The organism is Pseudomonas helleri, from assembly GCF_045830615.1.
Taxonomy (GTDB): domain Bacteria; phylum Pseudomonadota; class Gammaproteobacteria; order Pseudomonadales; family Pseudomonadaceae; genus Aquipseudomonas; species Aquipseudomonas helleri.
Genome location: NZ_CP174501.1, coordinates 2,620,052 through 2,646,076 on the forward strand (window position 1 = coordinate 2,620,052; position 26,025 = coordinate 2,646,076).

Consider the following 26,025-nt stretch of genomic DNA (forward strand, 5'->3'; position numbering starts at 1 on the left):
CAGCGCCAACCTGCGGATTTGTGATGTGCATCACACAGATTGGCGCTACTCAAGCGGGTTTAGTTCAAGCCCAGCTTGCCGCGCAATGTAGACAGGTCTTCGGCCAGCGTGTTAACCGGGCCAACCAGTGCCTTACGATCGTTATCCTTGACCTTGTCGTAGGTTTCAAAACCGCCATCTTTGGTTTTGTACTTGGCCAGGATCTTGTCAACCGTTGCAAAGTTTTTGTCGACCTTGTCTGCAAAAGCTTTGTCATTGGCTGCAATTTGCGGACGGAACAAGTCGAAAATCTTCTTCGCGCCGTCTACGTTGCCCTGGAAGTCATACAGGTCGGTATGGCTGTAACGGTCTTCCTCGCCAGAAATCTTGGTCGCAGCCACTTCTTCCATCAGCGCGGCCGCACCGCCCACGACTTTATCTGGCGGGAAGGTTAGACCGGCAACGCGGGTTTGCAAGTCTTTGACGTCGGCATTGAGTTTGTCAGCCAGCACATCGAGACCCTTGGTGGTGTTCTCGGAGAACAGGGTGTATTCGATGCGGTGGAAGCCGGTGAAGTCTTCGGCGGTCACGCCTTTCTCATGGTCATCAACCCGGGAGTCGATAGACGCGTCGAGGTCACTGAACAGTTCGGCAATCGGCTCAATCGACTCGTAATGCACGCGGGTCGGTGCGTAGAGCTTTTTGGCGGTGGCCAGGTCGCCCTTTTTGATGGCGTCGGTGAACTTCTGGGTTTCTTGCGCCAGTGTGTCGATTTCATCGGTGACGTAAATCTTGTAGTCCGATACAGGTTGCACCAGGTCCAGTGGTGCATTCGCCGCGAATACCGAGAGCGGGGTGTGGAGCAGACCTAGAGCGATAAACAGTGCGAGCGGCGTCTTCTTCATGGGACTTTTCCGGTTTGTTTTAGGTTCAGGTTGGGGGTGAAATCAAGCTCGAGTCAGGGGCGCTGCGGCATTCAGCAGCGAGCGCCCAATAAAGTCCTTGTCGTCGCGTACGCCCGGCAAGGTAAAGAAGTAACCACCGCCAATTGGCTTGAGGTATTCCTCCAGTGGCTCACCATTGAGTCGGGTCTGTACGGCGATAAAGCCGTTTTCCAGGTTGCTCTGGTAGCAGATAAACAGCAGGCCCATGTCCAGCTGGCCGTTCTTGTTGACGCCGTTCGAGTAGTTGAACGGGCGGCGCAAGATCAAGTTTTTGCTGGTTTGGGCGGTGCGCGGGTTGGCCAGACGGATGTGCGCATCCAGCTTGGTGACTTTGCCTTCGGGGTCTTTGCTGTAATCCGGCACGTCGGTTTCGTGATGGCCATCCATCGGTGCGCCGCTGGCCTTGTTGCGGCCGAAGATGCTTTGCTGCTCTTGCAGCGGCGTGCGGTCCCAGCGTTCGACAAAGTTGCGAATGATGCGCACCGCCTGGTAGCTGCCATCGACCGCCCACTTGGGTTCGTCGCTGCCTGGCTGGACCCAGACGATGCTGTTCATCAGGGTGTTGTCGTTGGAGTCCGGGTTGGCTGAGCCATCACGGAAACCCAGGAAGTTGCGCGCGCTCTGCGGGGGAACGCCCGGTTTGGTGGGCGCTTGCGGCGGTACTGTGCCTTCTTGCTTCCAGCGCACCAGCAACAGGTCGGGCAGGTTTTTAACGATGTCGCGCAGGGCGTGGATGTTGGTGTCGGCGGTGTTGGCGCAAAATTGCAAGCTCAAATCGCCATGGCAAAAGGCAGGCTCCAGCGCGTCGTTGGGAAAGCCCTGCATGCGGCTCAGGTGCTTGGGCTTAACGCTGCTCAGGCCGTAACGCTCATCAAACAGCGACTCGCCGACCGACACCGTCACGGTCAGGTTGTCAGGCGTAACCACCGGGCCGAGGATGCCTGAGTCGGTGGGTGGCAGTTTGGGGTCGACTTGTGTCACCGCGCCGCCCTTGGTCAGAAACGCGATGCGTTCGTTCAGGGTGCGGAACAGGCGTTCGAGGTCTGCGCGATCAGTGGCCAGTACATCGAAGGACACCAGCATGCCGGCAGCCGGGCGAGGCGTGACGATGCCGTTTTGGTGTTGGCCATGGAATTCGTGGTGATCCTGAGTCTTGTCACTGCTGGGTGCCTGAGTCACTTGCGCATTGGCTGCACCGCTGGCGGCCATGGCCGGGCAACTGAGAGCGCTGCCTGCCAATGCTGCCCCGGCGACGCCCATGCCGAGCAGTACGCGACGACGTTGCAGGTTGATCTCATTCTGGGTGTTGTCTGAATCGCTCATGTACGTCTCGTCTGCATTACAGGCCGGAAAGGCCGAGGGCTGGATCGATTCCATCGAGTGCATCGGCCAGAGCCTTGGCCTTGTTACTGATTGCTTGGCGCTGGGCGGCGCTTACCGTGTCGTACGTGGCGTAACCCTGTGCGGTTTTAAAGGTGTCGAGTTCGGTGTCGAGTGCAGTGCTGGCGTTATCAATGTTGAGCAAGATGTCGGCATTGTTTTTGGCCAGCAGTGGGCGCAACAGGTCAACCACTTTGCGGGTGGTTTGCAGGTTGGCGGCAAAACCGTTGAGGTCGATATGGCTGTAGCGCTCTTCTTCGCCGCTGGTGGCGCGGGTGTCGGCCATGTTGTGCAGCGTGCGCGAAACGATGCTGACTAACTGCTCGGGCGGCAGTGATTGCGCCATCAGTTGCTGCTTGAGTAGCGCCGCATTGGCTTGCAGTTGTTCGGCCACAGGTGCCAGGCCCTGGGTACTGCGTTGATCAAACAGGCCATATTCGAGGCGATGGAAGCCGCTGAAGCCTGGATCTAGCTCGCGTTTTTCAAAATAGTCGGCGCGGGCATTGAGGGTGTTGTCCAGTTCGCCCAAACGTTGCGCGGCGGGTGCCAAGCGCTGATAAGCCTCGCGGGCCGGTACATAGAGTGCTTGCGCCTGGGCAAGGTCGCCACTGTTGATGGCTTGCGACAGAGCGTCTACCGCCTTGATCAGTGCGTTGCTCTGGCTGCTCAAGTACACCCGGAACTCAGACAGTGGGCCGATAAACGCCACCATCGACGGGCGCGCCTTGGCTTTGGCTTCAGATTCGGCGGTCGGTGTGACATGGAGCTTTCCGCGCGGGTTGCTGAGCAGGCCGCAAGTAATGGCGTAATCGCCGGGATTGAGCGTGGCATTGATCACTTGGCTCAAACCGGGGGCAATGTTTTCGCGCTCTTCAATCACCAGTACGCCGTCGAGGATTTCCCATTCCACCGCGCGTTCCGAGGCGTTGACGATGCGGAAGCTGTTAAAGCCTGCCGGAACTGTCAGCTCATTCGGTTCGCAGCTGTGCGGGTGGATCGTTACGGTGATTTCATTGCTGTGAACCTTGCGTTTGGCGGCGGCCAGTTGCGAGGCGTAATAGAACAAACCGCCGGCCGCGATCATAACGATCACCGAGCCGGCCACCGCCCAGCGCAGTGCGCGAGGGGGTGTACCGCTTGCAGGGGTAGACATGCAGGACCTTATGAGTTCGTCACTGAAGAGGGTTGAGCAACCTTTGGTGCGGGCGGGGAGCGGAAGAACATCACCAGGGCCACGACCAGATAAATGACATAGGCGCCGAGCACGCTGACGGTGGGCGCATCTTGATAGCCGAACATGCCGGCGAGTACCGAGCCGAGCGGTCCGTCCATCGGCAGCGTGCTGCTGATGTCAAACACCACGCCTTGCAGGGCATTCCACAAACCGGCTTCGTGCAAGGCCTGGACTGAGTTGGCCAGAATGCCCGCCGCTACCACCAGAATGAACAGCCCGGTCCAACGGAAAAACAGGCCGAGGTTCAGGCGCATGCTGCCGGTGTAGATCGCAAAACCCACAAAGATCGCCAGGATCAAACCGAGCAGGGCGCCCAAAGGCGCTGCAGGGCCCTCGCTTTGCTGGAAAACCGCGAGCAAGAAGAACACGGTTTCCAGGCCTTCACGGGCCACGGCAAAAAACACCATGGCGATCAGCGCAGTGACCTGGTGTTTGGAGCCGGCAAGAGCGTGATCAAGGGAGGTGTGCAGCGAGCTTTTAATGGAGCGCGCGACTTTGCGCATCCAGAACACCATCGAGCTGAGTATGCCGACAGCAATCAGGCCGACGATGCCTTCAAAGAGTTCTTGTTGCTTTTGCGGGAATTCAGCGCTCATCAGCTCCAGGCCGCCACCGACCAGCAGGGACAAGGCTGCGGCAAGGAAAACCCCGATCCATACCGCTGGCATCCACTGCCCACGCCCGGTTTGCTTAAGGTAGCTGGCAATAATGCCGACGATAAGCGCGGCTTCAATGCCCTCGCGCAGCATGATCAGAAAAGGAACAAGCATGAAGAGAGCACCGCGTCACGAATTAGTAGTGGCTAATTTGTAACATACTGATACGTATTGCTAAACAAGAATCGATTTCATTGGCTGAACGGTTGCTGAACGCATGTTATGGGGGCGGGCTTGCACGTTGAGTTGGTGGCACTGACGGGCAAGCCTGCTCAAGGGTTAAAGCTCGGGATCTTCTTTGGGGGTGCTGCTTGGGCTGGCAGTGAGGGTGTCCAGCGCCGCCTCGGCCTTGAGGGCTCTTAATGTCAAAGCTGCGCTGGCTTCAAGGGCCTGGTTTTGCGCTTCTTTTAATGCCTGGCTTTCTTGGGTGGCGACCCGCAAGCGTTCTTGCAGCAATGTGCGTTCGCTTTCTTGCTGGCTCAGTAGGGCGGTCAGTCGTTCATTCAGGTTGCTCAGCTTGTGCTGCTGATCGCTGGCCTGGTTCAACTCTTTGCTCAATGCGCGGCTTTCACTGAGTACGCGTTCGTTATCGCGGTGCAGTTGGGTGATTTCGTCCTGACGCACCAGCGCGCTTTGCTGCGCTTGGCGCAATTCCATTTGTAGTTGTTGCAGTTGCCCTTCATGACGGCGCTGTTCCTGCTCGCGCTGCTCTTTGACTGCGCTGCGGTAATGCTCCAGCGCATCGCGGGCGTGCAGGTGTTTTTCCTCCAGTGAGCGGATCTGCTCGTCGCGGTCGTTGAGGCGTAGCTCGAAATCGCTGCACGCCTGATTGAGGGCGGCGTTGCGCGTTTGCTCGGTTTGCAGCATGGAGCGGGTGGCTTCCAGGTTCGCCGTTTCTTGCTGCAAGGCCGTGTTCTGGATCTCCAGCTCTTTCTGCAATTGCAGATGGTCTTGCTGCGCTTGCGCCAGTTGGTCGCGTAACTCTGCTTTGAGCTGCTCGTAGTGCGCCTCGGCGCGGTCTATCGGCTCTTGCGCTTGCTCTTTCAGGCGCTGAGCGAGGCGGGCGACCAGTTCGCTCAGCTCATCACCTAACTGTTCGTGCTGCACGCCACGCCGGGAGTCGGTCTCGTCGAGTTCCTTGAGGTAGCGGTGGATCGTGGTTTTCGATCCGGTGTTGCCCATTTCAATCCGTACTGCATCGATGCTGGGGTGTTCACCGCGAGCCAGTATCGCCGTGCGCGCTATTTGCACCACCGCCTTGTTTACGCCGCCACGAGCCATGGCCTTCTCCTACGATTATGTACTGTGGTACGTACCCTGTAATTACGTACTATATTAGCACTTTATTTTTGTTTTTAATTGCTGATTTTGAGGCGGGATATACTGGTATTATCCCGTGTCATAGCGCCTGAGCCATTTTTTAGGCGCTATTTCAGTACGTCAACCAGAGAACAGGGCATGAGCGAGCTGGATCGCTACTTAAACGCCGCGACCCGCGATAACACCCGTCGCAGTTATCGGGCAGCCATCGAGCATTTCGAAGTGACCTGGGGCGGCTTTTTGCCCGCCACCAGCGACAGCGTGGCGCGCTATCTGGTGGCGCACGCCGGTCAGCTGTCGATCAACACGCTCAAGCTGCGTTTATCGGCGATTGCGCAGTGGCATAACAGCCAGGGCTTTGCCGACCCGACCAAGTCGCCGGTGGTGCGCAAAGTGTTCAAGGGCATTCGCGCACTGCATCCGGCCCAAGAGAAGCAAGCTGCGCCGCTACAGTTGCAGCATCTGGAGCAAGTCATTGACTGGCTTGAAAGTGAGGCGAATACCGCGCAGGCCAATGCGGATCAACCGGGGCTGCTGCGTGCGCGGCGCGATGCGGCGTTGATCCTGCTGGGGTTTTGGCGCGGGTTTCGTAGCGATGAGTTGTGTCGCTTGCAGGTCGAGCACGTGCAGGCGGTGGCAGGCTCGGGCATTACCTTGTATTTGCCGCGCAGCAAAAGTGATCGCAACAATCTGGGCAAGACCTTTCAAACCCCGGCGCTGCTGAGGCTATGCCCGGTGCGGGCTTACATCGAATGGCTGAATACAGCAGCCTTGGTACGTGGCCCGGTGTTCAGGGGGATTGATCGCTGGGGCAATCTGAGTGAGGAGGGCTTGCACGCCAATAGCGTGATCCCGTTGTTGCGTCAGGCGCTGGAGCGCGCCGGTATTTCTGCCGAACATTACACCAGTCACTCGCTGCGTCGCGGTTTTGCAACATGGGCGCATCAAAGTGGATGGGACTTGAAGTCGCTGATGAATTACGTCGGCTGGAAAGACATCAAGTCAGCCATGCGCTATGTTGAGTCCACCCCGTTTGCCGGGATGAGCATGACCGCTGAAAAACGCATTGGTAGCTGATCGACGTCAACTTGAAAGCCGGTCATTCGGTCCATATTTAGTTTTTGACTATTTATAGGGTCGGCTGATAGTCAAAACCAATCGTGAGCATCAGCTTTACCAATGAGCCAGATACGAAATGAGTTGTTAGGATTCACCCCATCAACTTTTCAACCCTGACGGAGAGTCAACGATGCCTATCATCAACAGCCAAGTAAAACCGTTCAAAGCTACTGCATACAAAAACGGCAGCTTCGTGGAAGTGTCGGACGCTGACCTGAAAGGCAAGTGGTCTGTAGTGTTCTTCTACCCAGCCGACTTCACCTTCGTTTGCCCAACCGAGCTGGAAGACCTGGCTGACAACTACGAAGAGTTCAAAAAACTCGGCGTGGAAATCTACAGCGTGTCGACTGACACCCACTTTGCTCACGCTGCCTGGCACAACACTTCGCCAGCCATCGGCAAAATCCAGTACACCATGATCGGCGACCCTACGCTGACTATCTCCCGCAACTTCGACGTTCTGATCGAAGAAGCAGGTCTGGCTGACCGCGGTACTTTCGTGATCAACCCGGAAGGTCAGATCAAAATCGTTGAACTGAACGACGGCGGTGTTGGCCGTGACGCTTCTGAGCTGCTGCGCAAAATCAAGGCTGCTCAGTACGTTGCTGCTCACCCAGGCGAAGTATGCCCAGCTAAATGGAAAGAAGGTGAATCCACCCTCGCTCCTTCGCTGGACCTGGTTGGCAAGATCTAAGTCTGTGAAGACTAGGGCGGTGATCCGCACCTGAGTTGTCAGCAGCATCGCCCTCAAAACGCCCGGGCGACATTCGCTCGGGCGTTTTTTTTGACACAGAATTAAACAGTTAGGAGATCGCCCGTATGTTGGACGCCAATCTAAAAGCACAGTTGAAGTCATACCTGGAGCGGGTCACACAGCCGATCGAGATCGTTGCGTCTCTCGACGACGGTGCGAAATCCCGTGAAATGCATGACCTGTTAAAAGAAATTACCAGCCTCTCCAGCCAAATTACCTTGCTGGAAAACGGCAACGATGCGCGCAAACCGTCGTTCTCGTTGAACCGTCCAGGCGGCGATATCAGCTTGCGTTTTGCTGGTATCCCGATGGGCCACGAATTTACTTCGCTGGTGCTGGCCCTGCTGCAAGTCGGCGGCCACCCATCGAAAGCCAGTGCCGAAGTGATTGAACAAATCCGCTCCCTCAAAGGTGAGTTCAACTTCGAGACGTATTTCTCGCTGTCATGCCAGAACTGCCCGGATGTGGTGCAGGCGCTGAACCTGATGGCAGTGTTGAACCCGAACATTCGCCACGTGGCGATTGACGGTGCGCTGTTCCAGGACGAAGTCACTGAGCGTCAAGTGATGGCGGTGCCGAGCGTTTACCTCAACGGGGTTAACTTTGGTCAGGGCCGCATGGGTCTGGAAGAGATCCTTGGCAAGCTGGACACCAGCGCCATTGAGCGTCAGGCCGAAAAAATCAGCGCCAAAGAAGCCTTTGATGTGCTGGTTATCGGTGGCGGCCCAGCCGGTGCAGCAGCGGCCATCTACGCGGCGCGTAAAGGCATTCGTACCGGTGTGGCGGCAGAGCGGTTCGGCGGCCAGGTGCTCGACACCATGGCGATCGAGAACTTTATCTCGGTGCAAGAAACCGAAGGGCCGAAACTGGCCACCGCGCTGGAAGAGCACGTCAAGCAATACGACGTCGACATTATGAACCTGCAACGTGCCGACAAGCTGTTGCCGGGCAAAGCGGGTGAGCTGCACGAAGTTAAATTCGCCAGCGGTGCTTCGCTCAAAGCCAAGACCGTGATTCTGGCGACCGGTGCCCGCTGGCGCGAAATGAATGTGCCGGGCGAGCAGGAATACCGCAGCCGTGGCGTGGCTTACTGCCCGCACTGTGACGGCCCGCTGTTTAAAGGCAAGCGCGTTGCGGTAATCGGTGGTGGTAACTCGGGTGTTGAGGCGGCCATCGACCTGGCCGGTATCGTGTCACACGTGACATTGCTCGAGTTTGACACCAAGTTGCGCGCTGATGCCGTGTTGCAGCGCAAGCTCAACAGCTTGCCAAACGTAACGGTGATCACTAACGCCCAGACCACTGAAGTGACCGGTGACGGGCAGAAGGTCAACGGTCTGCGCTACAAGGACCGTGCAACAGAAACCGTGCACACCGTCGAGCTGGAAGGCATTTTTGTGCAGATCGGTCTGCTGCCTAACACCGATTGGCTCAAAGGTACCATCGAGCTGACGCCGCGTGGCGAGATCGTGGTTGATGCACGCGGTGAGACATCGATCCCCGGGATATTTGCTGCCGGTGACGTGACCACTGTGCCTTATAAGCAGATCGTGATTGCGGTCGGCGAGGGCGCTAAAGCTTCTCTGAGCGCTTTCGATCACTTGATCCGCACTTCGGCGCCGGATTGATTGCTCGGCAATAGAGTCGCGTTGCGTTAGCAAAGCCTCTCAGTAAACAAAAGCGCAGCCCACGGGCTGCGCTTTTTTTGTGTGCACCATGGATTACGCCTTGGGGCTTGAATCTTTCAGCAAACCATTGGCCAGCGCGACGAATGCATTTTTTGCTTTCTCCAGTGCGGCCAGTGGTTGTGGATCAGCGGCGATCCACAAGGCGGCGCTCAATGTGGCGCCATTCAACAGCCTGGCTGTTGCTTCAACCTCGATGTCCTGGATGACGTGCTCGCTTTTCAGCTTTTCCAGGCACTCCATGGTGCCCTGAATGCAGGCGTTCTGGTTTGACCACAGGGCAGGGTTGCCCAGTACTGCGGGGCCATCGAGCAGCACAATACGCTGGATTTCCGGCTCTATCGCCATCTCCATGTAGGCGATGCTTTCATTGATAAAGCCATTCCAGGTGGAGCTCGCCTGAGCGGTAATGGCGTGCAGGCGTACAGACGTCTCGGCGTCTATTTGCTGAATGACGGCCTCAAGCAAGCCTTTCTTGTCGCCAAAGTGGTGATAAAGCGCTCCACGGGTCAGGCCGACATTGGCAGTGAAGTCATCCATTGAGGACTCGGCATAACCTTTGCTCGCGAATGCTTGCCTGCCTGCTGCCAAAAGCCTGTGCCGCGTGTCTTCGATCATCTCTTTGCGTGTTCGTACCATAGAGGCGCAGATCTCCTGAATCCAATTCAATCCATACAACATACGTGGCGTATCTAATGCTACGGGCTTGATCGCTTCTGAACAACGCTCATGTTTCAGGCGTAAAAAAACCCATGAGTGATCATGGGTTTTTTTACGTGCGAACGTTACAGCGGGGTCGGCTGAATGATCTCGACCCAGTAGGCGTCCGGGTCCTTGATAAAGGCCAGAGATTTCATGCGGCCGTCAGTCAGGCGCTTCTGGAAGTCCACGCCCAAGGCTTCAAAGCGCTCGCAGGCGGCGACGATATCAGGTACCGCGATGCAGATATGGCCGAAACCACGCGGGTCAGTGTTGCCGTTGTGGTAAGCAAAATCGGCATCGTTTTCGGTGCCGTGGTTGTGAGTCAACTCCAGGATGCCTGGGATCGACTTCATCCACACGGTACGGGCAGCGTCGTCAGCCGGGATCAGGGCTTTATCAACCAGCGCCAGAAAGTACAGGCTGAATTCGGCCTCCGGGAAGTCGCGCTTTTCCAGCAGCGAGAAACCCAGGACGCGGGTATAGAAATCGAGGGATTTCTGGATGTCTTTGACGCGCAGCATAGTGTGGTTGAAAACGAATTGTTGGGTAGCGCTATCCGGTTGTGCGGTTACGCCAGGGACGTTGTTCAGCTCTTGCAGGCTCATGAACCCTCCGAAAGTGATGCATGGGTAAACAGTCGATGCACGAATGATACGGAATGTGACGGCCTGCGCGAACCCCGCGGGCAACAAAAGATCGTTGTTTGGGATGTTCAGCGGGAGTGCGGGGAGGGGAATTGGCAAAATTCAGGCAAAAAGAAGCCCGCCGAAGCGGGCATGGGGCGCTAGTCCTTTAGCAGCCTCTATCCTGTGATGAATCGTGTGAAAAAACTGTGAAAGGGCATCGGTTAATTTGGCCTTTCATCCGGGGAGACTCCGTTCTCGGGAAATGGACTTATTGTGCCTTCTGCGAGGGTCATCATTGTGACAATTGATCGTGAGTGATTATTAACATTTTGCTTAACGGCGCGTGTTGCACGGGCCTCACACTGTCTGTAAGTCACGTTAGTTATGTCTGGGTTTAGTGATATTAAAAAACCCTGCCGGGCAGGGTTTTTATACTACTAAAGCATTAAGTGCGTACCCAGGACTCAACAGTGGCTGCGCCGTATTGTTCTTTCCATGCCTTCAAACCACGGTGATTACCACCTTTGGTTTCAATCAATTCGCCGGTGTGCGGGTTTTTATAGACTTTTAAAACACGAGCCTTGCGCTGTTTTGGTGCTGCTGTTTGGCGCGCAGTTGCAGGGTTTGGATCCAGAATGGCAATAATCTCTCGCAGGCCTTTGCCGTAAGAGCTCATCAGCGCCTTAAGTTTCTGTTCAAACTCGATTTCTTTCTTAAGTCCGGCATCATTCTTCAAGGCTTCCAACTGAGCCATTTGTTCTTGAAGGGCCTTTTCGGCAGCACGGTATTCAGCAAGTCTAGACAAGGTCATTACTCCGGTCATGGCTTCGGCATTGACAGGGCCGAAGTGAATTAATGAGGCGAGGCAGCAAGGGGTAGACAGAGACCCGAGTCAACAGTTCAGCCGAAACACGAGGGCTTTGTTATTGACTGTCAATAAACTTCAACCTGATCGAAATTGTAGTTGTCATTTTTCCGTGCGCCAGCCGATATTCACTTTTGCTGAAGAATCATCTTGAGCGTTTAAACCGACACTCGATGTTGCGCCATTAAAGACTTAATGAAATCGTCGGCGGTTAACGGACGGGCATATAGATACCCCTGCAAGAACTCTACGCCTTTAAGTGCCAGGTACTCACTTTGCTCTTGTGTTTCGACGCCCTCAGCCACCAGCCCGAGGTTCAGCTTGGCGCTCAGGTCAATGATGCTGTCCAGGATCGGGCTGGATAATGCATCTGCCCCAATCATGGCGACAAAGCTTTGATCGATCTTCAAGTAATCGACATTGAATTCGTGCAAGTAGCTCAAGCTTGAGTGCCCGGTACCAAAATCATCCAGCGCAATCATGATCCCCATCGCGCGCAGCTCGGCAAACAACTGGTGGGTGATCACGCTGGGTATCACCAGTTCGCGCTCAGTCAACTCCAGTACCAACGTAATGCGTCCCGGCGGGAATGCCTGAAGCAGCGCACGGCAGTCGTCTATCAGTTCAAGGCTGTGGCAGTGATGAGCGCTAATGTTGAAGCCCAAGTGAAAGCCCGGCGCCATGCTGTTGGCGTGAGGCGCCAGTACCTGTGCAGTTTGACGAAACAGTGAACGGGTCATCGGCACAATGAGACCCGAGTGTTCCGCCAGTGGAATAAACAAATCAGGCCGCACCAACCCTTCAGTTGGGTGCTGCCAGCGCATCAGGACTTCGGCACCGGCCCATTGTTGTGTGTCACTGCGCACCACTGGCTGAAAGTAAGGAATGAACTCTTCGGCTTCCAGCCCGCGTTGCAGTTCGTGGGTGGGGGAGGATAAAGACATACGCTTTTGTAGCCAGAGAACAGTCGCGCCAGAAACACAGCCCAAAAATACAAACAGGGCCAATAAGCCCAAGTACCGGGCTTTAATAAAGCGCCACAGCGTGCCTTCGCTAAACCCTGCCATGACGCGATAAGGATATTGCGCAGACGATACGGTTACAGACGCGACAGGATAAGGCGCAGAGGGGGTGTTGCGGACCACTGCGTTACGGTCAATGGAGGTGTTGCCTACTTGAAGCATCATCTGCGTATGTGGGTTGATCAAGCTCAAGACATTGATCAGGTGCAGTCCATAGAGACTGGCAATAGCACCGCCATGGTCTTTTTCTCGGCGATAAGCCAGTAGTGGCTGGTCTGGGGTAACCGCGTTGCCGGGCATTAGCCTCAATATGCCGTTGTTGTAGTCAGTAGCATTGATGGTCTGTTCAAAGTTGCCATAAAGGGACGTGCAATACATCTGGTTATTCCAGACCAAATTCACCGAGCGTACAAATGGGCGGCGCGTGACCTCTTCACGCAAGCGCAGTTCTACCTGTTCGCAGTTCTGGCCTGCGAGCGGGGATACAACATCTGTGGCCAGCTTGGCATTGTCCAGCATGAGATCGAATTGGCGAACGGCCTCTTTAGCGGTATCACTGGCTTCTGATTCCAGTGACCTGCTGGCCTCCCAGACAATAATAAAAACACCCAGGACAATGGGCAGTAGTGCACTTAGTACGACCAGCGCGTAGCGATCGGTCCATTTTCGGGTCCGTTTAAGCGTTAATGGCATTCAAGATCCCGAGGACTGATGGCGGCTGCGACAAGGTGAGATGAATAGACAAAGCCTAGCATTGGTTCAGGGTCATTTCACATGATGTAAGACAAACATGATTACGCCATGTAGAATCCGCTTACGCATACAAGAATAATGACCCCTGTCATCAGGCGTCACCACCGCGTAAGAGATGGCTAAATGAAGATATTCGGGTTTCAACTGATCTACGGAGATTTCCTGGCGCGCAGTGTACGCGGGATCTCCTGTGCGCCGCCTGTGTCCCTCAGCATTCTTGGCAAATAACCTATTGTTAATTGTAAAAATGACTCTGATGAGGCGCCAAAATGGCCGATCTATACGAAAACCCAATGGGCCTGATGGGCTTTGAATTCATCGAATTCGCAGCGCCAGTAGCCAATACCCTCGAACCTATCTTTGAAATCATGGGCTTCACCAAGGTGGCCACCCATCGCTCCAAAGACGTGCACCTGTATCGCCAGGGCCATATCAACCTGATTCTCAATAACGAGCCGCACAGCGTCGCCTCCTACTTCGCCGCCGAGCACGGGCCTTCCGTGTGTGGCATGGCGTTCCGCGTAGCCAACGCGCAAAAAGCCTACAACCGTGCGTTGGAACTGGGCGCTCAACCTATTGAAATCCCGACCGGCCCTATGGAGTTGAACCTGCCTGCGATCAAGGGCATTGGCGGCGCGCCGCTGTACCTGATTGACCGTTACGGCGAAGGCAGTTCGATTTATGACATCGACTTCGTGTTTATTGAAGGTGTTGAGCGTCATCCAGTGGGAGCAGGGCTGAAGATCATCGATCACCTGACGCACAACGTGTATCGCGGTCGCATGGCTTATTGGGCCAACTTTTACGAGAAGCTGTTCAACTTCCGCGAAATTCGCTACTTCGATATCAAGGGCGAATACACCGGCTTGACCTCCAAGGCCATGACCGCACCGGATGGCATGATCCGTATCCCGTTGAACGAAGAGTCGTCCAAAGGCTCTGGCCAGATCGAAGAGTTCTTGATGCAGTTCAACGGTGAAGGCATCCAGCACGTGGCCTTCTTGACCGATGATTTGATCAAGACCTGGGATGCATTGAAAAAAATCGGCATGCGTTTCATGACCGCGCCGCCAGACACCTACTACGAAATGCTCGAAGGTCGTCTGCCTGACCATGGTGAATCGGTCGAAGCCCTGCAGTCGCGCGGCATTCTGCTGGATGGCTCGTCGGTTGAAGGTGACAAGCGCCTGTTGCTGCAAATCTTCTCGGAAAACCTGATGGGCCCGGTGTTCTTCGAGTTTATCCAGCGCAAGGGCGATGATGGCTTTGGCGAGGGCAACTTCAAGGCACTGTTCGAATCCATCGAGCGCGACCAGATTCGTCGTGGCGTGCTTGAAGCCAACTAAGTAACAGCCAACGGCTGGAGGAGCGAGCTTGCCTCGCGATCTTTTAAACACGCTAAAGATCGCGAGACACGCTCGCTTCTGCACGTTTGGCGGTTAGTGTTAAAACAGCCCCGCTGCAATGTTGATCGAAAACCCCAGCACTGCCGTATTGAACAAAAACCCCAGCAGCGAATGGCCCAGCACGGCTTTGCGCATTTCGCGAGTGGCGACTTCAACGTCTGACGTTTGTACCGCAACGCTCAGGGTGAAAGAGAAATACATGAAGTCCCAGTAATCCGGGTTCAATTCACCTTCGGGGAAGCGCAAGGCTGGCTCCGTCCCTTCGTTGTTATAAAACAGCCGCGCATAGTGCAGGCCGAAAATAACCCCGATCATCAGCCATGAGCCCACTACAGTCAGCCCGGTAAAGGCGTAGTGCAGCAATTGCTCAGAGTGGCGCAGTTGGCTGTTGCCGGTGAGTTCGAGGGTAATCGCCGCCAAGCTGACAACCGCCGCAAAGCTCACGGTGAACAGCACCATACTGGCATTTTCGTCTTCTATTTCTGCGGTGCGTTTGACGTCGCCCACTTTGGAGCGAAGCATCAGCCACAGGGTCAGGAGCAAGTACAGCCAGACACCGGCGTTCCAGCCCAACAGAAACTTGGTGGTCAACGAGGTGGCGGGATTAAAGATGCCGACCGCCAGCCCCAACAAGGTGCCAGCGGTCAGGCGAGGATGAGTGCGTGCAAGGTGCGGCATCGTCAATACAATCCATGTTACTGGGCGTTGCCGAACCTTAACACGTGAAGCTGACGTTAACGTTGACGCGGTTTGCTGCGGGTCAGTTTCATCACCACCACAAAGAATACCGGCACAAATACCACGGCCAATGTGGCGACGATCATGCCGCCGATAACGCCTGTACCAATGGCTTGCTGGCTGCCCGAGCTGGCGCCTGTGGCAATCGCCAGAGGCACAACGCCGAGGATAAAGGCCAGCGAAGTCATGACAATCGGCCGCAGACGCAGGCGGGCGGCTTTCACCGTGGCCTCAACCAGGTCATGGCCTTCGTCGTACAGGGTCTTGGCGAATTCGATGATCAAAATGGCATTCTTGGCCGACAAGCCAATAATCGTAATCAAGCCCACTTTGAAGAACACGTCATTCGGCATGCCGCGCAACGTCACCGCCAACACCGCACCGAGCACGCCCAAAGGCACTACCAACAGCACTGCGGTGGGGATCGACCAGCTTTCATACAGCGCCGCCAGGCACAGGAACACCACCAGTAACGACAGGCCCAACAACAACGGCGCCTGAGAGCCGGAGAGCTTTTCCTGCAGCGACAACCCAGTCCATTCAAGGCCGATGCCTGCCGGCAACTGATCAACCAGGCGTTGCATTTCCAGCATGGCTTCACCCGTTGTGTGGCCCGGGCCTGCTTCGCCAGAAATACTCACCGCCTGATAACCGTTGTAGCGGGACATCTGTGACGGGCCTTGAATCCAGCGCGCTTCGACAAATGACGACAATGGCACCATTTTCCCCAGGTTATTTCGCACATTGATCTTCAGCAGGTCTTCAACCTGGCTGCGTTGATCGCCTTCAGCCTGCACGACAACCCGTTGCATGCGCCCCTGATTGGGGAAGTCGTTGACGTAGGCAGAGCCCACGGCGGTCGACAGCACATTACCGATGTCGGCAAACGATATGCCCAGCGCATTGGCCCGTTTGCGGTCGACTTCGAGTTGTACTTGCGGGCTTTCTGCCAGGGAGTCTTCGCGCACGTTGGCCAGCACCGGGCTTTTCTCGGCCAGGGCCATCAACTCGGTTCGCGCTTGCATCAGCACGTCATAACCGACGCCGCCACGGTCTTGCAGGCGCAATTCAAAACCGCTGGAGGTGCCCAAACCACTGACCGCAGGCGGCAGGATGGAGAACGCCACCGCGTCTTTGAGTTCGCCAAACGCGGCGTTTGCGCGATCTGCGATGGCCGAAGCGGAATCCTTGATGCCACGGGTCGACCAGTCCTTGAAGGTGGTAAACGCCAGCGCGGCGTTCTGTCCGCTACCCGAGAAGCTGAAGCCCAGAATCATGGTCACGTTGCTGACCCCGGGCTCTTCGGCGTAGTGAGCTTCGATCTGCTTGGCCACCGCGATCGTCCGGCCCTGGCTGGCCCCCGGCGGCAACTGAATGTCAGTAATGATGAAGCCCTGATCCTCAACGGGCAGAAAAGAGGAGGGCAGGCGCGCAAAACACACCACCAGCACCACCAGCAAGGCACCGTAAAGCAACAGATAACGGCCGCTGCGTTTGATCAGGTGCACCACCCAATGCTCGTAGCCTTCAGACAGACGCTCGAATTTGCGGTTGAACCAGCCAAAAAAACCGCCCTTGGCATGGTGCTCACCCTTGGCAATGGGCTTGAGCAGTGTCGCGCACAGGGCCGGGGTCAGCGACAGGGCCAAGAACGCCGAGAACAAAATCGAGGTTGCCATCGCCACCGAGAACTGCTGATAGATCACGCCCACCGAGCCCGGCATAAACGCCATGGGAATGAACACGGCCACCAGTACCAGAGTAATGCCGATGATCGCCCCGCTAATTTGCGTCATGGCCTTGTGCGTGGCCTCGCGGGGCGGCAAGCCTTCGCTGAGCATGATCCGCTCAACGTTCTCAACCACCACAATTGCGTCGTCCACCAGAATCCCGATGGCCAACACCATGCCGAACATGGTCAGTACGTTGATCGAGAAACCCAGGACCAGCATCGTGGCGAATGTGCCCATCAGCGCCACAGGCACCACCAGGGTCGGGATCAGCGTGTAACGGATGTTCTGCAAGAACAGGAACATCACCGCGAACACCAGTACCATGGCTTCGATCAGGGTGTACACCACCTTGGTGATCGAGACTTTGACGAACGGCGTGGTGTCATAAGGGATCTTGTACTCAACGCCCTCAGGGAAGTAGCGGCTCAGCTCATCCATCTTGGCGCGGATCATATTGCCGGTGCTCAAGGCGTTCGCTTCTGGCGCCAATTTGACGCTGAAAGCGCTGGACGACTTACCGTTCAGGCGGGTGCCGTACTGGTACTCCTGGCTGCCGATCTCAACCCGTGCCACATCGCTGACCCGAACCGTGGAACCGTCCGGGTTGGCGCGCAGGACAATATCGCCGAACTCTTGCGGGCTCGACAGTTGGCCCTTAACCAGCACCGTGGCGGTAATTTCCTGAGTCGAGCGCCCCGGCAAATCACCGATGCTGCCGGCAGACACTTGCGCGTTCTGGCTAGCAATCGCTTGGTTGACGTCGGCCGGTGTCAGGTTGAAACCAATGAGTTTTTGCGTGTCAATCCAGATCCGCATGGCCCGTTCAGAGCCATACTGCTGAGCCTTGCCGACCCCTTCAACACGCTTGATCTCGTTCATCACGTTGCGCGCGAGGTAGTCGCTGAGGGCAACCTCATCCAGCCCGCTGCTCGGGTCTGCAGTCAGCGTTACCAGCATCAAGAAGCCCGAGGAGATTTTCTCCACCTGCAAGCCTTGCTGGATAACTGCTTGTGGCAAGCGCGACTCCACCGCTTTAAGGCGGTTTTGCACGTTGACCTGAGCCATTTCCGGGTCGGTACCCGGCTTGAACGTGGCCGTAATGCTGGCACTACCCAAACTGCTCTGGGACTCGAAATACAGCAGGCCGTCGGTGCCATTGAGCTCTTGCTCAATCAGGCTGACCACGCTTTCGTCCAGGGTATGCGCCGACGCGCCGGGGTACACCGCATACACTTCAACTTGCGGCGGTGCGACCACCGGGTATTTGGCCACGGGCAGCTTCGGCAGCGCCAAGGCCCCGGCCAGCACAATAAATAACGCTACGACCCAGGCAAAGATCGGGCGGTCGATAAAAAACTGCGGCATGCTCACCGATCCGTGGAGTGTGCGAGGGGAGGTGTCGGGTCATCAATTTGCACCTGTTCACCGGGACGTGCGTGTTGCAGGCCTTCGATCACAATGCGGTCGCCCGCCTTCAGGCCTTCGTTAACGATCCAGCGATCATTGATCACGCCGCCCAGTTGCACGGGCTGTTGTTTGACCTTGCTTTCAGCATCTACCAGCAGCACCTGCGCCACCCCCGCGCTGTCACGCAGAATGGCCCGTTGCGGCACGCTGATGCCTTGCTTGTTGACCGCCTGTTCCAGGCGCACGCGGACAAAGCTGCCCGGTAACAAGTCGCGGTCCGGGTTGGCAAACTCACTGCGCAGGATGATCTGCCCGGTGCTCGGGTCAACGCTGACATCGGTAAACAACAGTTTGCCCGGTACCGGGTAGAGGCTGCCGTTGTCGCGGATCAAGGTGACGCGTGCCTGATTCTTGCCGACCTGCTGCAAGTCCCCGGCGCGGAATGAATCGCGCAGGTTGTCGAGGTCACGGGTTGATTGCATCAGGTCGACCTGAATCGGGTCCAACTGCTGGATGCGCGCCAGCGGTGTCACTTCACCCTGGCCTACCAGTGCACCTTCGGTGACCAGCGCACGACCTATACGCCCGGAAATCGGCGCTGTCACGGTGGCATAGCCCAGATTCAGTTTTGCCCGTTGCACAGCGGCCTTGTTGGCGGCGACTTCGGCCTGGGCCTGCAGCGATTGCGCGCGGGCATTGTCGTAGTCCTGACGGCTCACGGCATTGCTGTCGACCAAGGCGCTGTAACGCTGGTCTTGCAGTTTTGCCTGGAGGGCAAGTGCCTCGGATTTGCGCAGTGCTGCTTGCGCGCTGTCCAGATCGGCCTGCAACGGCGCAGGATCAATAATAAACAGCACGTCCCCTTGTTTGACTTCGCTGCCTTCTTCGAAAGCGCGCTTGAGGACAACACCCGCCACTCGCGCGCTGACCTGCGCGACACGCGGCGCAACCACGCGGCCACTCAGTTCGTTATTGATCGACAGCGCTTGCGGGACGATGACTTCAGTGCTGACCTTGACCACAGGCGTCTTTTCTTCTGTGGCCGGAGTTTTACCGCAGGCACTCAAGGCTAAAGCCAGTGCCGAAAGACATAGCGGGACGAAGAGCTTTTTCAACGTTCGTGCCTTCTTATATATGCAGGGTAAGTCTGTAAAAGACCTTGGCATGCTAAGCGCAGCACGCAAAAGGCGTTGTGAAGCTGTGTAGGCGGTGTGTGAAAAAGTGTGAAGGTTCTGCTCCTATCCCTGAGAGGTTGTATATCCTTTGGGTTTTCCCCCGGTTGTAAGCATTTATTATGCCCACTATCTTGCTGGTCGAAGACGACGCCGCACTCTCCGAACTGATCGCCAGCTATCTGGAACGCAATGGTTACCAGGTCAATGTCATTGCGCGCGGTGACCAAGTGCGTGATCGAGCGCGAAACAACCCCCCGGATCTGGTGATTCTCGACCTGATGTTGCCGGGGCTGGATGGCTTGCAGGTCTGCCGGTTACTGCGCGCCGACTCCGAAAGCTTGCCGATCCTGATGTTGACTGCGCGCGACGATAGTCATGATCAGGTTCTGGGGCTAGAGATGGGGGCCGACGATTATGTGACAAAACCTTGCGACCCTCGCGTCCTGTTGGCGCGTGTGCGCACTTTATTGCGGCGCAGCAGCCTGGCAGAGCCGCACGTCGCCAGTGACCGGATCCTGATGGGCAACCTGTGCATCGACTTGTCGGAACGCACAGTGACATGGCGCGGCGACATCATCGAACTGTCCAGCGGCGAATACAACCTCTTAGTGGTATTGGCCCGGCATGCCGGCGAAGTGCTCAGCCGCGACCAGATCCTGCAGCGTCTGCGCGGCATCGAATTCAACGGCACCGATCGTTCGGTTGATGTGGCCATCTCCAAATTGCGCCGCAAGTTCGACGATGACGCCGGTGAAGCCCGCAAAATCAAAACCGTGTGGGGCAAAGGTTACTTGTTTAGCCGCTCGGAATGGGAATGTTGATTCGTGTTCAAAATTCTCATCCGCCTGTATCTGGTGACTATCGTGACGTTCGCCGGGGCCATTTATCTGGTGCCGGAAATGATCGTGGCGGTGTTTCACGACCGTTTCATGAACTACAACGTTGATATGTCACGCGGCATGCAAGCCTTGCTGGTCAAGCAGTTTGACCAGGTGCCTGCGCAACAGTGGCCCGCGTTGGCACACGACCTTGATACTCAATTTGCACCGCTGCGGATCAATCTGCTGCCCATTACTGACCCGCAGTTCAGCACCGCCGAACAGCACCAGTTACATCAGGGGCAGGGCGTGTTGCGCATCGGTGAGTGGGGCTGGCGCACGCGAGTGGTTTCGCCGTTGAACGGCGAGCAGGCCATCGAACTGGTGATGCCGCCTGATCCGTTTGACCTGAACGTGCTGTATTGGAGCATCAACGTGTTGATTGGTGCGGCATTGCTTGCTGGCTTATTGCTGTGGCTGCGCCCGCACTGGCGCGATCTTGAACGCCTTAAGCGCACGGCAGCACGTATTGGTCAGGGGCAGCTCAGCGAGCGTACGCAGATATCCCCGCGCTCCAACATTTACAGCCTGGCCAGCGCCTTTGACACGATGGCCCAGGACATCGAGAACCTGCTCAACCAGCAGCGGGATTTGCTCAACGCGGTCTCACATGAGTTGCGTACCCCATTGACCCGCCTCGATTTTGGCCTGGCGCTGGCACTCTGTGACGACCTGCCGCCCGCCAGCCGTGAGCGCTTGCAAGTGCTGGTCGGGCATATTCGCGAACTGGATGAATTGGTGCTGGAATTGCTGTCGTTCAGCCGTCTGCAAAACCCGGCGCTGGTCCCGGAGCGCATCGAGGTGTCACTGGCGGAGTTTATCGACAGCATCCTCGGCAGTTTTGACGAGGAGCTTGAAGCCCCGGAAATCGTCCTCGACGTGATGCTGCACGGCACCGAAGAGCGTTTTGTCCTCGACCCGAGGCTGACGGCCCGTGCCTTGCAAAACCTGTTGCGCAATGCCATGCGTTACTGCGATCGACGGATTCAGGTGGGGGTTAGCCTCAATGCCAAAGGCTGCTCGTTGTGGGTGGATGACGACGGCATCGGCATTCCCGAGCAAGAGCGGGAACGCATCTTCGAGCCGTTTTATCGCCTGGACCGCAGCCGCGATCGGGCAACCGGTGGTTTTGGCCTGGGTTTGGCCATCAGCAGGCGAGCCCTGGAAGCCCAGGGCGGCACCTTGAATGTTGAGCAATCGCCGTTGGGCGGGGCGCGTTTCAAGCTGTGGTTGCCAGTCTGACGCAACGTAGCGCGGGCGAACCCGCGCTTTGCTTTAGATCGAGCGGCGTTGTCGGCTGACGTGTTTCAAGCCTTCAAGCACCAGGACCGCCACGGCCAGCCAGATCGGCCCATAGGTCAGCCATTGGCCTTCTTCCAGGCTATCGCCCAGCAACAGGGCGACGGCCACCAGCAGCACCGGCTCAACGTAGCTGAGCAGTCCAAACAGGCTGAAGGGCAGCAAGCGGCTGGCGAGAATATAAGAAAAGCCGGCGGCCGCACTGATGATCCCCATCAAAGGCACCAGCCAATACAGTGCCTGGCGCTGCGCATCGAGGTCTACATGCTGGCCCGCCAGCACAAACCACAGCGCAACCGGCACCATCAACAGCATGTCCAGCCACAGACCGCCCAGGTTATCGATGCCGATTTTCTTGCGCAGCACGAAGTACATCGGGTAGCCGATGGCCACAACCAGTGTTGTCCAGGAGAACCCGCCGGTGCGGTACAACTCGTTCGCCACGCCAATCACGGCCAGGGCGGTGGCTATTTTCTGCAAATGCGAGAGATGCTCGCCGTAGACAATGCGCCCGGTGAGAATCATGGTCAGCGGCAGCAGAAAGTAACCCAATGACACATCCAGGCCGTGCCCGTTGAGTGGCCCCCACATAAACATCCATAGCTGCACGCCGACCAGAAAGCTGGTAATCAGCACGCAAGGAATTAGTAGAAGTTTGTCTCGTAAGCGATTGAAAATTATGGGAACCCATTTCCAATCACCAGAGAAGCAGATAAACAGAGTCATGAAGGGCAGCGAGATCAGTATTCGCCAGCCGAAGATTTCCTGGCCATCAAGCGGCCAAAGCAGGGAAGTGAAGTAGTACAGGACGCCAAACAAGCACGAAGCCAAAATCGATAAAACAATACCTTTAGACACAACAACCTCAATGGATCTACAGCGTTACTCATGAGAGTGGGCACATAGATTGAGGTTGTTGGAGGTCGTTGGCAAATCCCTTTTAAACCAGTGACTTGGCTCAAAGACTTACAGAAAACGATCAAACTCTAAAAGTCCAAGCAAATACTGGGCCAAAGTCGTTTTAAACGAGTGTTCGTGTTTTTCGAAAAAGTGATTAACGGTAGTGTGTGCCACACCCGGACAGGCTCAAACGTTACACAGAGCGACGTTGGCGCACCAAGTGTTTAAACCCTTCGAAGATCAGCACCATCACCGCCAGCCAGATCGGGATGTACGTCAGCCATTGGCCTGAGTTGATGCTTTCGCCCAGCAGAAGGGCCACAAGGACCAACAACACCGGTTCAACATAGCTGAGCAAGCCAAACAGGCTGAACGGCAGCATCCGGCTGGCAATGATGTAGCTGATCAGGGCCAGGGCACTGATGCCGCCCAGAATCGGGATTAGCACATAGAGTGCTGCTCGCTCGCTGGCCACGTCGAAACCGTGTTCGCCGCTTTGCACGAACCACCAGGCAATCGGGATCAGCAACAGCATGTCAAACCACAAACCGCCGAGGTTGTCGGTCGCCATGCGTTTGCGCAGCACGAAATACACCGGGTAACCAATGGCCACCAGCAGCGTGGTCCATGAGAACCCGCCCACGCGATAGACCTCGTTGGCCACACCGATGGTGGCCAGGGCAGCAGCGATTTTTTGCAAGTGCGACAAGTGCTCGCCAAACACGATGCGCGCGGTCAGCAGCATGGTCAGCGGCAGCAAAAAGTACCCCAGCGACACATCCAGGCTATGCCCGTTAAGCGGCGCCCACAGGAACAGCCAGAGTTGCACCCCAACCAGCGCGCTGGAAGCCGCCAGCACGCCCCACAACCGAGGCTGCTTGCGCAGGCGGGAGAAGATCACCGGGACGTGTCGCCAGTCACCCGAGAAAAACATGAACAGCGTCATGCATGGCAGCGTCAGAAGCATCCGCCAACCGAATATCTCAGCCCCGCTCAGGGGCCACAGCATGGACGTGTAGTAATACATGACACCGAACAGGCTCGATGCCAGAACCGATAAAACAATACCTTTGGACACAACAGCCTCGTTGAAACGCACTTTATGATTTTTAGGAAGTGCATAGCTTGAGGCTATGGAAGGTGCAGGGCAATAACATAAAGGAGGTAGGGGTTTGTTCCCGCAGGGTTAACCGATTCAGTCGCGGTAAAACACTTGCACCAGGTGATAGCCAAATTTGCTCTTCACCGGGCCGTGCACCACGCGCAGCGGCTTTTTGAAGATGATCTGATCAATCACCCCGACCATCTGCCCCGGACGCACTTCGCCCAAGTCACCCCCGCGCTTGCCTGACGGGCAGGTCGAGAACTTTTTTGCCAGCACATCGAAGGCTTCGCCTTTGGCAATGCGCTGCTTGAGCGACTCGGCTTCTTCGGCCTTCTTGACCAAAATGTGACGGGCTTGAGCTTTCATGGGGCAGATACCTTGCAACTGTGGGGCTTTTTACGAGGGCGCGGATTATGCCTGAGTTTTCTCCAGGTAGCGCGGCAAGTGCAAGCGCACGCGGGTGCCGGAGCCGCTTTCGCTGATGATACTGACGTGCCCGCCGGACTGCTGGGCAAAGCCGTAGATCATCGACAGGCCCAGACCGGTGCCTTGGCCCACCGGCTTGGTGGTAAAGAACGGGTCAAAGGCCTTGGCAAGAATTTGCGGAGTCATGCCTGCACCGTTGTCGCTGACTTCAAACATCACATACTCGCCGGCCTTGATCGGCTCAAGCGTGCTGGACTGGCTGTCCGTGAGGTAGGTGTTGGCGGTACGCACGACCAGCTCGCCGCCGTCTGGCATGGCGTCACGGGCATTGATAATCAGGTTGAGCAGGGCGCTTTCGAGCTGGCCGCTGTCAGTGTTCACGGCCCAGACGTCTTCGCCCAGTTCGACGTGCAAATCAATGTTGGCCCCTTTGGTACTGCTGAACAGCGCTTGCAGTGAGCTGACCAGTTGGTTGGGATCCAGCGGCCTGCGGTCCAGTGATTGGCGCCTGGAAAACGACAGCAATCGGTGCGTCAGGGCCGCTGCACGCTGTGCCGAAGACACCGCTGCGTCGGTAAAACGACCCACTTCAGTGATCCGCCCGGCCGCGATGTAACGCTTCATCAAGTCCAGGCTGCCGAGAATCCCGGTGAGCATATTGTTGAAATCGTGGGCGATACCGCCGGTTAACTGGCCCACAGCTTCCATTTTTTGGGCATGCCGCAAGGCCTCTTCGGCCCGTTCACGCTCGTGCATCTCACGTTGCAGTTGCGCGTTGGCTTCGGCCAATGCCTGGGTGCGCTGCGCAACGCGCTCCTCAAGGGTTTCATTGAGGTTGAGCAGCGCTTGTTCGGTTTTTTTACGCTCGGTGATGTCCAGCGCCGCGCCCATAAAGCGTTGAGCACTGCCATGGCCGCCGGAAAAACAACGGCCCCGGGCAAAAATCCAGCGCACCTTGCCGTCCAGGTTCTGCAGGCGATATTCCTGGGCATACTCGCCGTTGCGGGTCACGCAGTCCTTGATCGTACGGGTCAGCAGTGCGCGGTCATCAGGGTGCACGCCTTGCAGGTAGGCGGTGATCTGCAATTGCCCGGAAAGCTGCGGCTCAATGCCGTGCATTTGCGCGAAGCGGCTGTCGGTCACAAACAGGTCCTGGTCAATGTTCCAGTCCCAAGTGCCGACGCCGTTGGTGGCGGTCAGTGCCAGTTGCAGACGCTCTTCAGTGTCATGCTGGGCTTTGCGGCTGGCCAGCGAGCGTTGGCGCAACTTGATGGCGGTGCGCCTGCGGCGCGAGGTCTTGACTGCCGTCATCAGGATGCCCGCCACGTTGCCTTGCTCGTCGTGAACCGGGCTGAAGGTCAGGTCCAGCCACAGTTCGGTGGCGTGCTTCTGGTCCGGATAAAGGAAGTACTGGTCCAGGTACGAGCGGCTTTGCCCGGCCCATACCGAAGCAATCACCGGTCGACTGAACTCTGCGTATTCCGGCCAGCTGAAATGCAGCGGCTGAGCAAAGCCTGCCGGGTGCTTGTTGCCCGCCAGTGCGGCAAAACTGTCGTTGTAGATTTGCGTCAGTTCTTCGCCCCACAGCAACAACATTGGCATGGGTGAGTGCATGACCATTTGTGCACTGGTGCGCAGGCTTTGCGGCCAGTCAGTGATCTGGCCCAAAGGGCTGCGTGCCAACGCCGTGAGTTGGCGGGTGGTAAAAACGGCGCTCATGGATAAGTCCCGAGTGTGAAGCTAAAAGAAGTGTATTTAATGCCGGATAGCGGCTAAAGGCTATTAATGATCTTTAAAAGCCCATGCTTGAGCGTGCGACTAAGGTCCAATGAGTGTCGAGCTTAGCCTTTCGTACAATTGCGCCCCGTTTTTGCAGGCAAGGGATTCGCTTCGGTATTTCACCGCAGGTGCGACGTCCC

22 protein-coding genes are annotated in these 26,025 nt (G+C 56.7%); 6 read left to right on the forward strand and 16 right to left on the reverse strand.

Annotated features, from left to right (window positions below):
* Positions 1-59 precede the first annotated feature (59 nt).
* The 5 genes from efeO (ACJJU9_RS11875) to ACJJU9_RS11895 all read right to left on the reverse strand — a co-directional run bounded on the left by efeO (ACJJU9_RS11875) (position 60) and on the right by ACJJU9_RS11895 (position 5,474).
* The gene (gene efeO, locus ACJJU9_RS11875) at positions 60-884 is read right to left on the reverse strand and encodes an iron uptake system protein EfeO (RefSeq protein ID WP_048371765.1); all 825 of its coding nucleotides are present in this window, start codon (positions 882-884) and stop codon (positions 60-62) included.
* A gap of 42 nt (positions 885-926) precedes the next feature.
* A complete protein-coding gene (efeB, locus tag ACJJU9_RS11880; RefSeq protein WP_407730839.1) occupies positions 927-2,246 on the reverse strand; it encodes an iron uptake transporter deferrochelatase/peroxidase subunit in 1,320 nt (439 codons plus the stop codon).
* Between the two features lie 16 nt (positions 2,247-2,262).
* On the reverse strand, positions 2,263-3,456 hold the full coding sequence (gene efeO, locus ACJJU9_RS11885; protein WP_407730840.1) for an iron uptake system protein EfeO: 1,194 nt from the start codon (positions 3,454-3,456) through the stop codon (positions 2,263-2,265).
* An 8-nt stretch (positions 3,457-3,464) separates the two neighbouring features.
* Entirely contained in the window at positions 3,465-4,307 is an 843-nt protein-coding gene (gene efeU / locus ACJJU9_RS11890) for an iron uptake transporter permease EfeU (protein ID WP_048391618.1), read from the reverse strand.
* A 165-nt stretch (positions 4,308-4,472) separates the two neighbouring features.
* Positions 4,473-5,474: a DNA-binding protein gene (locus ACJJU9_RS11895; RefSeq protein WP_407730841.1), complete on the reverse strand. Its 1,002-nt coding sequence runs from the start codon at positions 5,472-5,474 to the stop codon at positions 4,473-4,475.
* Positions 5,475-5,651: 177 nt separating this feature from the next.
* On the opposite strand from ACJJU9_RS11895, the gene ACJJU9_RS11900 reads away from it, so the two are divergent.
* The 3 genes from ACJJU9_RS11900 to ahpF all read left to right on the forward strand — a co-directional run bounded on the left by ACJJU9_RS11900 (position 5,652) and on the right by ahpF (position 9,014).
* Positions 5,652-6,590 (forward strand): site-specific integrase, encoded by a 939-nt coding sequence (locus ACJJU9_RS11900; RefSeq protein WP_407730842.1) that lies wholly within the window; start codon positions 5,652-5,654, stop codon positions 6,588-6,590.
* A gap of 172 nt (positions 6,591-6,762) precedes the next feature.
* The gene (gene ahpC, locus ACJJU9_RS11905) at positions 6,763-7,326 is read left to right on the forward strand and encodes an alkyl hydroperoxide reductase subunit C (RefSeq protein ID WP_016780891.1); all 564 of its coding nucleotides are present in this window, start codon (positions 6,763-6,765) and stop codon (positions 7,324-7,326) included.
* Positions 7,327-7,451: 125 nt separating this feature from the next.
* Positions 7,452-9,014, forward strand: a complete 1,563-nt coding sequence (gene ahpF, locus ACJJU9_RS11910) for an alkyl hydroperoxide reductase subunit F (protein WP_048391624.1) — start codon at positions 7,452-7,454, stop codon at positions 9,012-9,014.
* A 93-nt stretch (positions 9,015-9,107) separates the two neighbouring features.
* Here the strand turns inward: ahpF and ACJJU9_RS11915 are convergent, their stop codons facing one another.
* The 4 genes from ACJJU9_RS11915 to ACJJU9_RS11930 all read right to left on the reverse strand — a co-directional run bounded on the left by ACJJU9_RS11915 (position 9,108) and on the right by ACJJU9_RS11930 (position 12,979).
* Positions 9,108-9,752 carry a TetR/AcrR family transcriptional regulator gene (locus ACJJU9_RS11915; RefSeq protein ID WP_407730843.1) on the reverse strand — a complete coding sequence of 215 codons (645 nt, stop codon included), beginning with the start codon at positions 9,750-9,752 and terminating at the stop codon, positions 9,108-9,110.
* Between the two features lie 104 nt (positions 9,753-9,856).
* Positions 9,857-10,378, reverse strand: a complete 522-nt coding sequence (gloA, locus tag ACJJU9_RS11920) for a lactoylglutathione lyase (protein ID WP_048391627.1) — start codon at positions 10,376-10,378, stop codon at positions 9,857-9,859.
* Between the two features lie 466 nt (positions 10,379-10,844).
* A complete protein-coding gene (locus tag ACJJU9_RS11925; protein ID WP_153331597.1) occupies positions 10,845-11,204 on the reverse strand; it encodes a histone-like nucleoid-structuring protein, MvaT/MvaU family in 360 nt (119 codons plus the stop codon).
* Positions 11,205-11,422: 218 nt separating this feature from the next.
* Positions 11,423-12,979 carry an EAL domain-containing protein gene (locus ACJJU9_RS11930; RefSeq protein ID WP_407730844.1) on the reverse strand — a complete coding sequence of 519 codons (1,557 nt, stop codon included), beginning with the start codon at positions 12,977-12,979 and terminating at the stop codon, positions 11,423-11,425.
* Positions 12,980-13,308: 329 nt separating this feature from the next.
* Here ACJJU9_RS11930 and hppD point away from each other — a divergent pair, with 329 nt between their 5' ends.
* Positions 13,309-14,385, forward strand: coding sequence for a 4-hydroxyphenylpyruvate dioxygenase (hppD, locus tag ACJJU9_RS11935; protein ID WP_048371743.1), 1,077 nt, complete (start codon positions 13,309-13,311; stop codon positions 14,383-14,385).
* 99 nt (positions 14,386-14,484) lie between these two features.
* Here hppD and ACJJU9_RS11940 read toward each other — a convergent pair whose 3' ends face one another.
* Genes ACJJU9_RS11940 through ACJJU9_RS11950 form a run of 3 tightly spaced genes read right to left on the reverse strand, consistent with a single transcriptional unit; the run spans position 14,485 to position 19,438 of the window.
* Positions 14,485-15,123 carry a DUF1345 domain-containing protein gene (locus ACJJU9_RS11940; protein WP_048371741.1) on the reverse strand — a complete coding sequence of 213 codons (639 nt, stop codon included), beginning with the start codon at positions 15,121-15,123 and terminating at the stop codon, positions 14,485-14,487.
* 56 nt (positions 15,124-15,179) lie between these two features.
* On the reverse strand, positions 15,180-18,281 hold the full coding sequence (locus tag ACJJU9_RS11945; RefSeq protein ID WP_153331599.1) for an efflux RND transporter permease subunit: 3,102 nt from the start codon (positions 18,279-18,281) through the stop codon (positions 15,180-15,182).
* A gap of 2 nt (positions 18,282-18,283) precedes the next feature.
* Positions 18,284-19,438 (reverse strand): efflux RND transporter periplasmic adaptor subunit, encoded by a 1,155-nt coding sequence (locus ACJJU9_RS11950; RefSeq protein WP_048371737.1) that lies wholly within the window; start codon positions 19,436-19,438, stop codon positions 18,284-18,286.
* Positions 19,439-19,617: 179 nt separating this feature from the next.
* Here ACJJU9_RS11950 and ACJJU9_RS11955 point away from each other — a divergent pair, with 179 nt between their 5' ends.
* Together ACJJU9_RS11955 and ACJJU9_RS11960 are read left to right on the forward strand one after the other, a co-directional pair.
* Positions 19,618-20,319 (forward strand): response regulator transcription factor, encoded by a 702-nt coding sequence (locus ACJJU9_RS11955; protein ID WP_048371735.1) that lies wholly within the window; start codon positions 19,618-19,620, stop codon positions 20,317-20,319.
* 3 nt (positions 20,320-20,322) lie between these two features.
* Positions 20,323-21,618, forward strand: a complete 1,296-nt coding sequence (locus tag ACJJU9_RS11960; protein WP_407730845.1) for an ATP-binding protein — start codon at positions 20,323-20,325, stop codon at positions 21,616-21,618.
* Positions 21,619-21,651: 33 nt separating this feature from the next.
* Here ACJJU9_RS11960 and rarD (ACJJU9_RS11965) read toward each other — a convergent pair whose 3' ends face one another.
* The 4 genes from rarD (ACJJU9_RS11965) to ACJJU9_RS11980 all read right to left on the reverse strand — a co-directional run bounded on the left by rarD (ACJJU9_RS11965) (position 21,652) and on the right by ACJJU9_RS11980 (position 25,825).
* Positions 21,652-22,533 (reverse strand): EamA family transporter RarD, encoded by an 882-nt coding sequence (rarD, locus tag ACJJU9_RS11965; protein ID WP_407730846.1) that lies wholly within the window; start codon positions 22,531-22,533, stop codon positions 21,652-21,654.
* Positions 22,534-22,768: 235 nt separating this feature from the next.
* On the reverse strand, positions 22,769-23,653 hold the full coding sequence (gene rarD / locus ACJJU9_RS11970) for an EamA family transporter RarD (protein ID WP_123749097.1): 885 nt from the start codon (positions 23,651-23,653) through the stop codon (positions 22,769-22,771).
* Between the two features lie 117 nt (positions 23,654-23,770).
* Positions 23,771-24,046, reverse strand: a complete 276-nt coding sequence (locus ACJJU9_RS11975; RefSeq protein WP_407730847.1) for a peptidylprolyl isomerase — start codon at positions 24,044-24,046, stop codon at positions 23,771-23,773.
* 45 nt (positions 24,047-24,091) lie between these two features.
* Positions 24,092-25,825, reverse strand: coding sequence for an ATP-binding protein (locus ACJJU9_RS11980; RefSeq protein ID WP_407730848.1), 1,734 nt, complete (start codon positions 25,823-25,825; stop codon positions 24,092-24,094).
* Positions 25,826-26,025 lie beyond the last annotated feature (200 nt).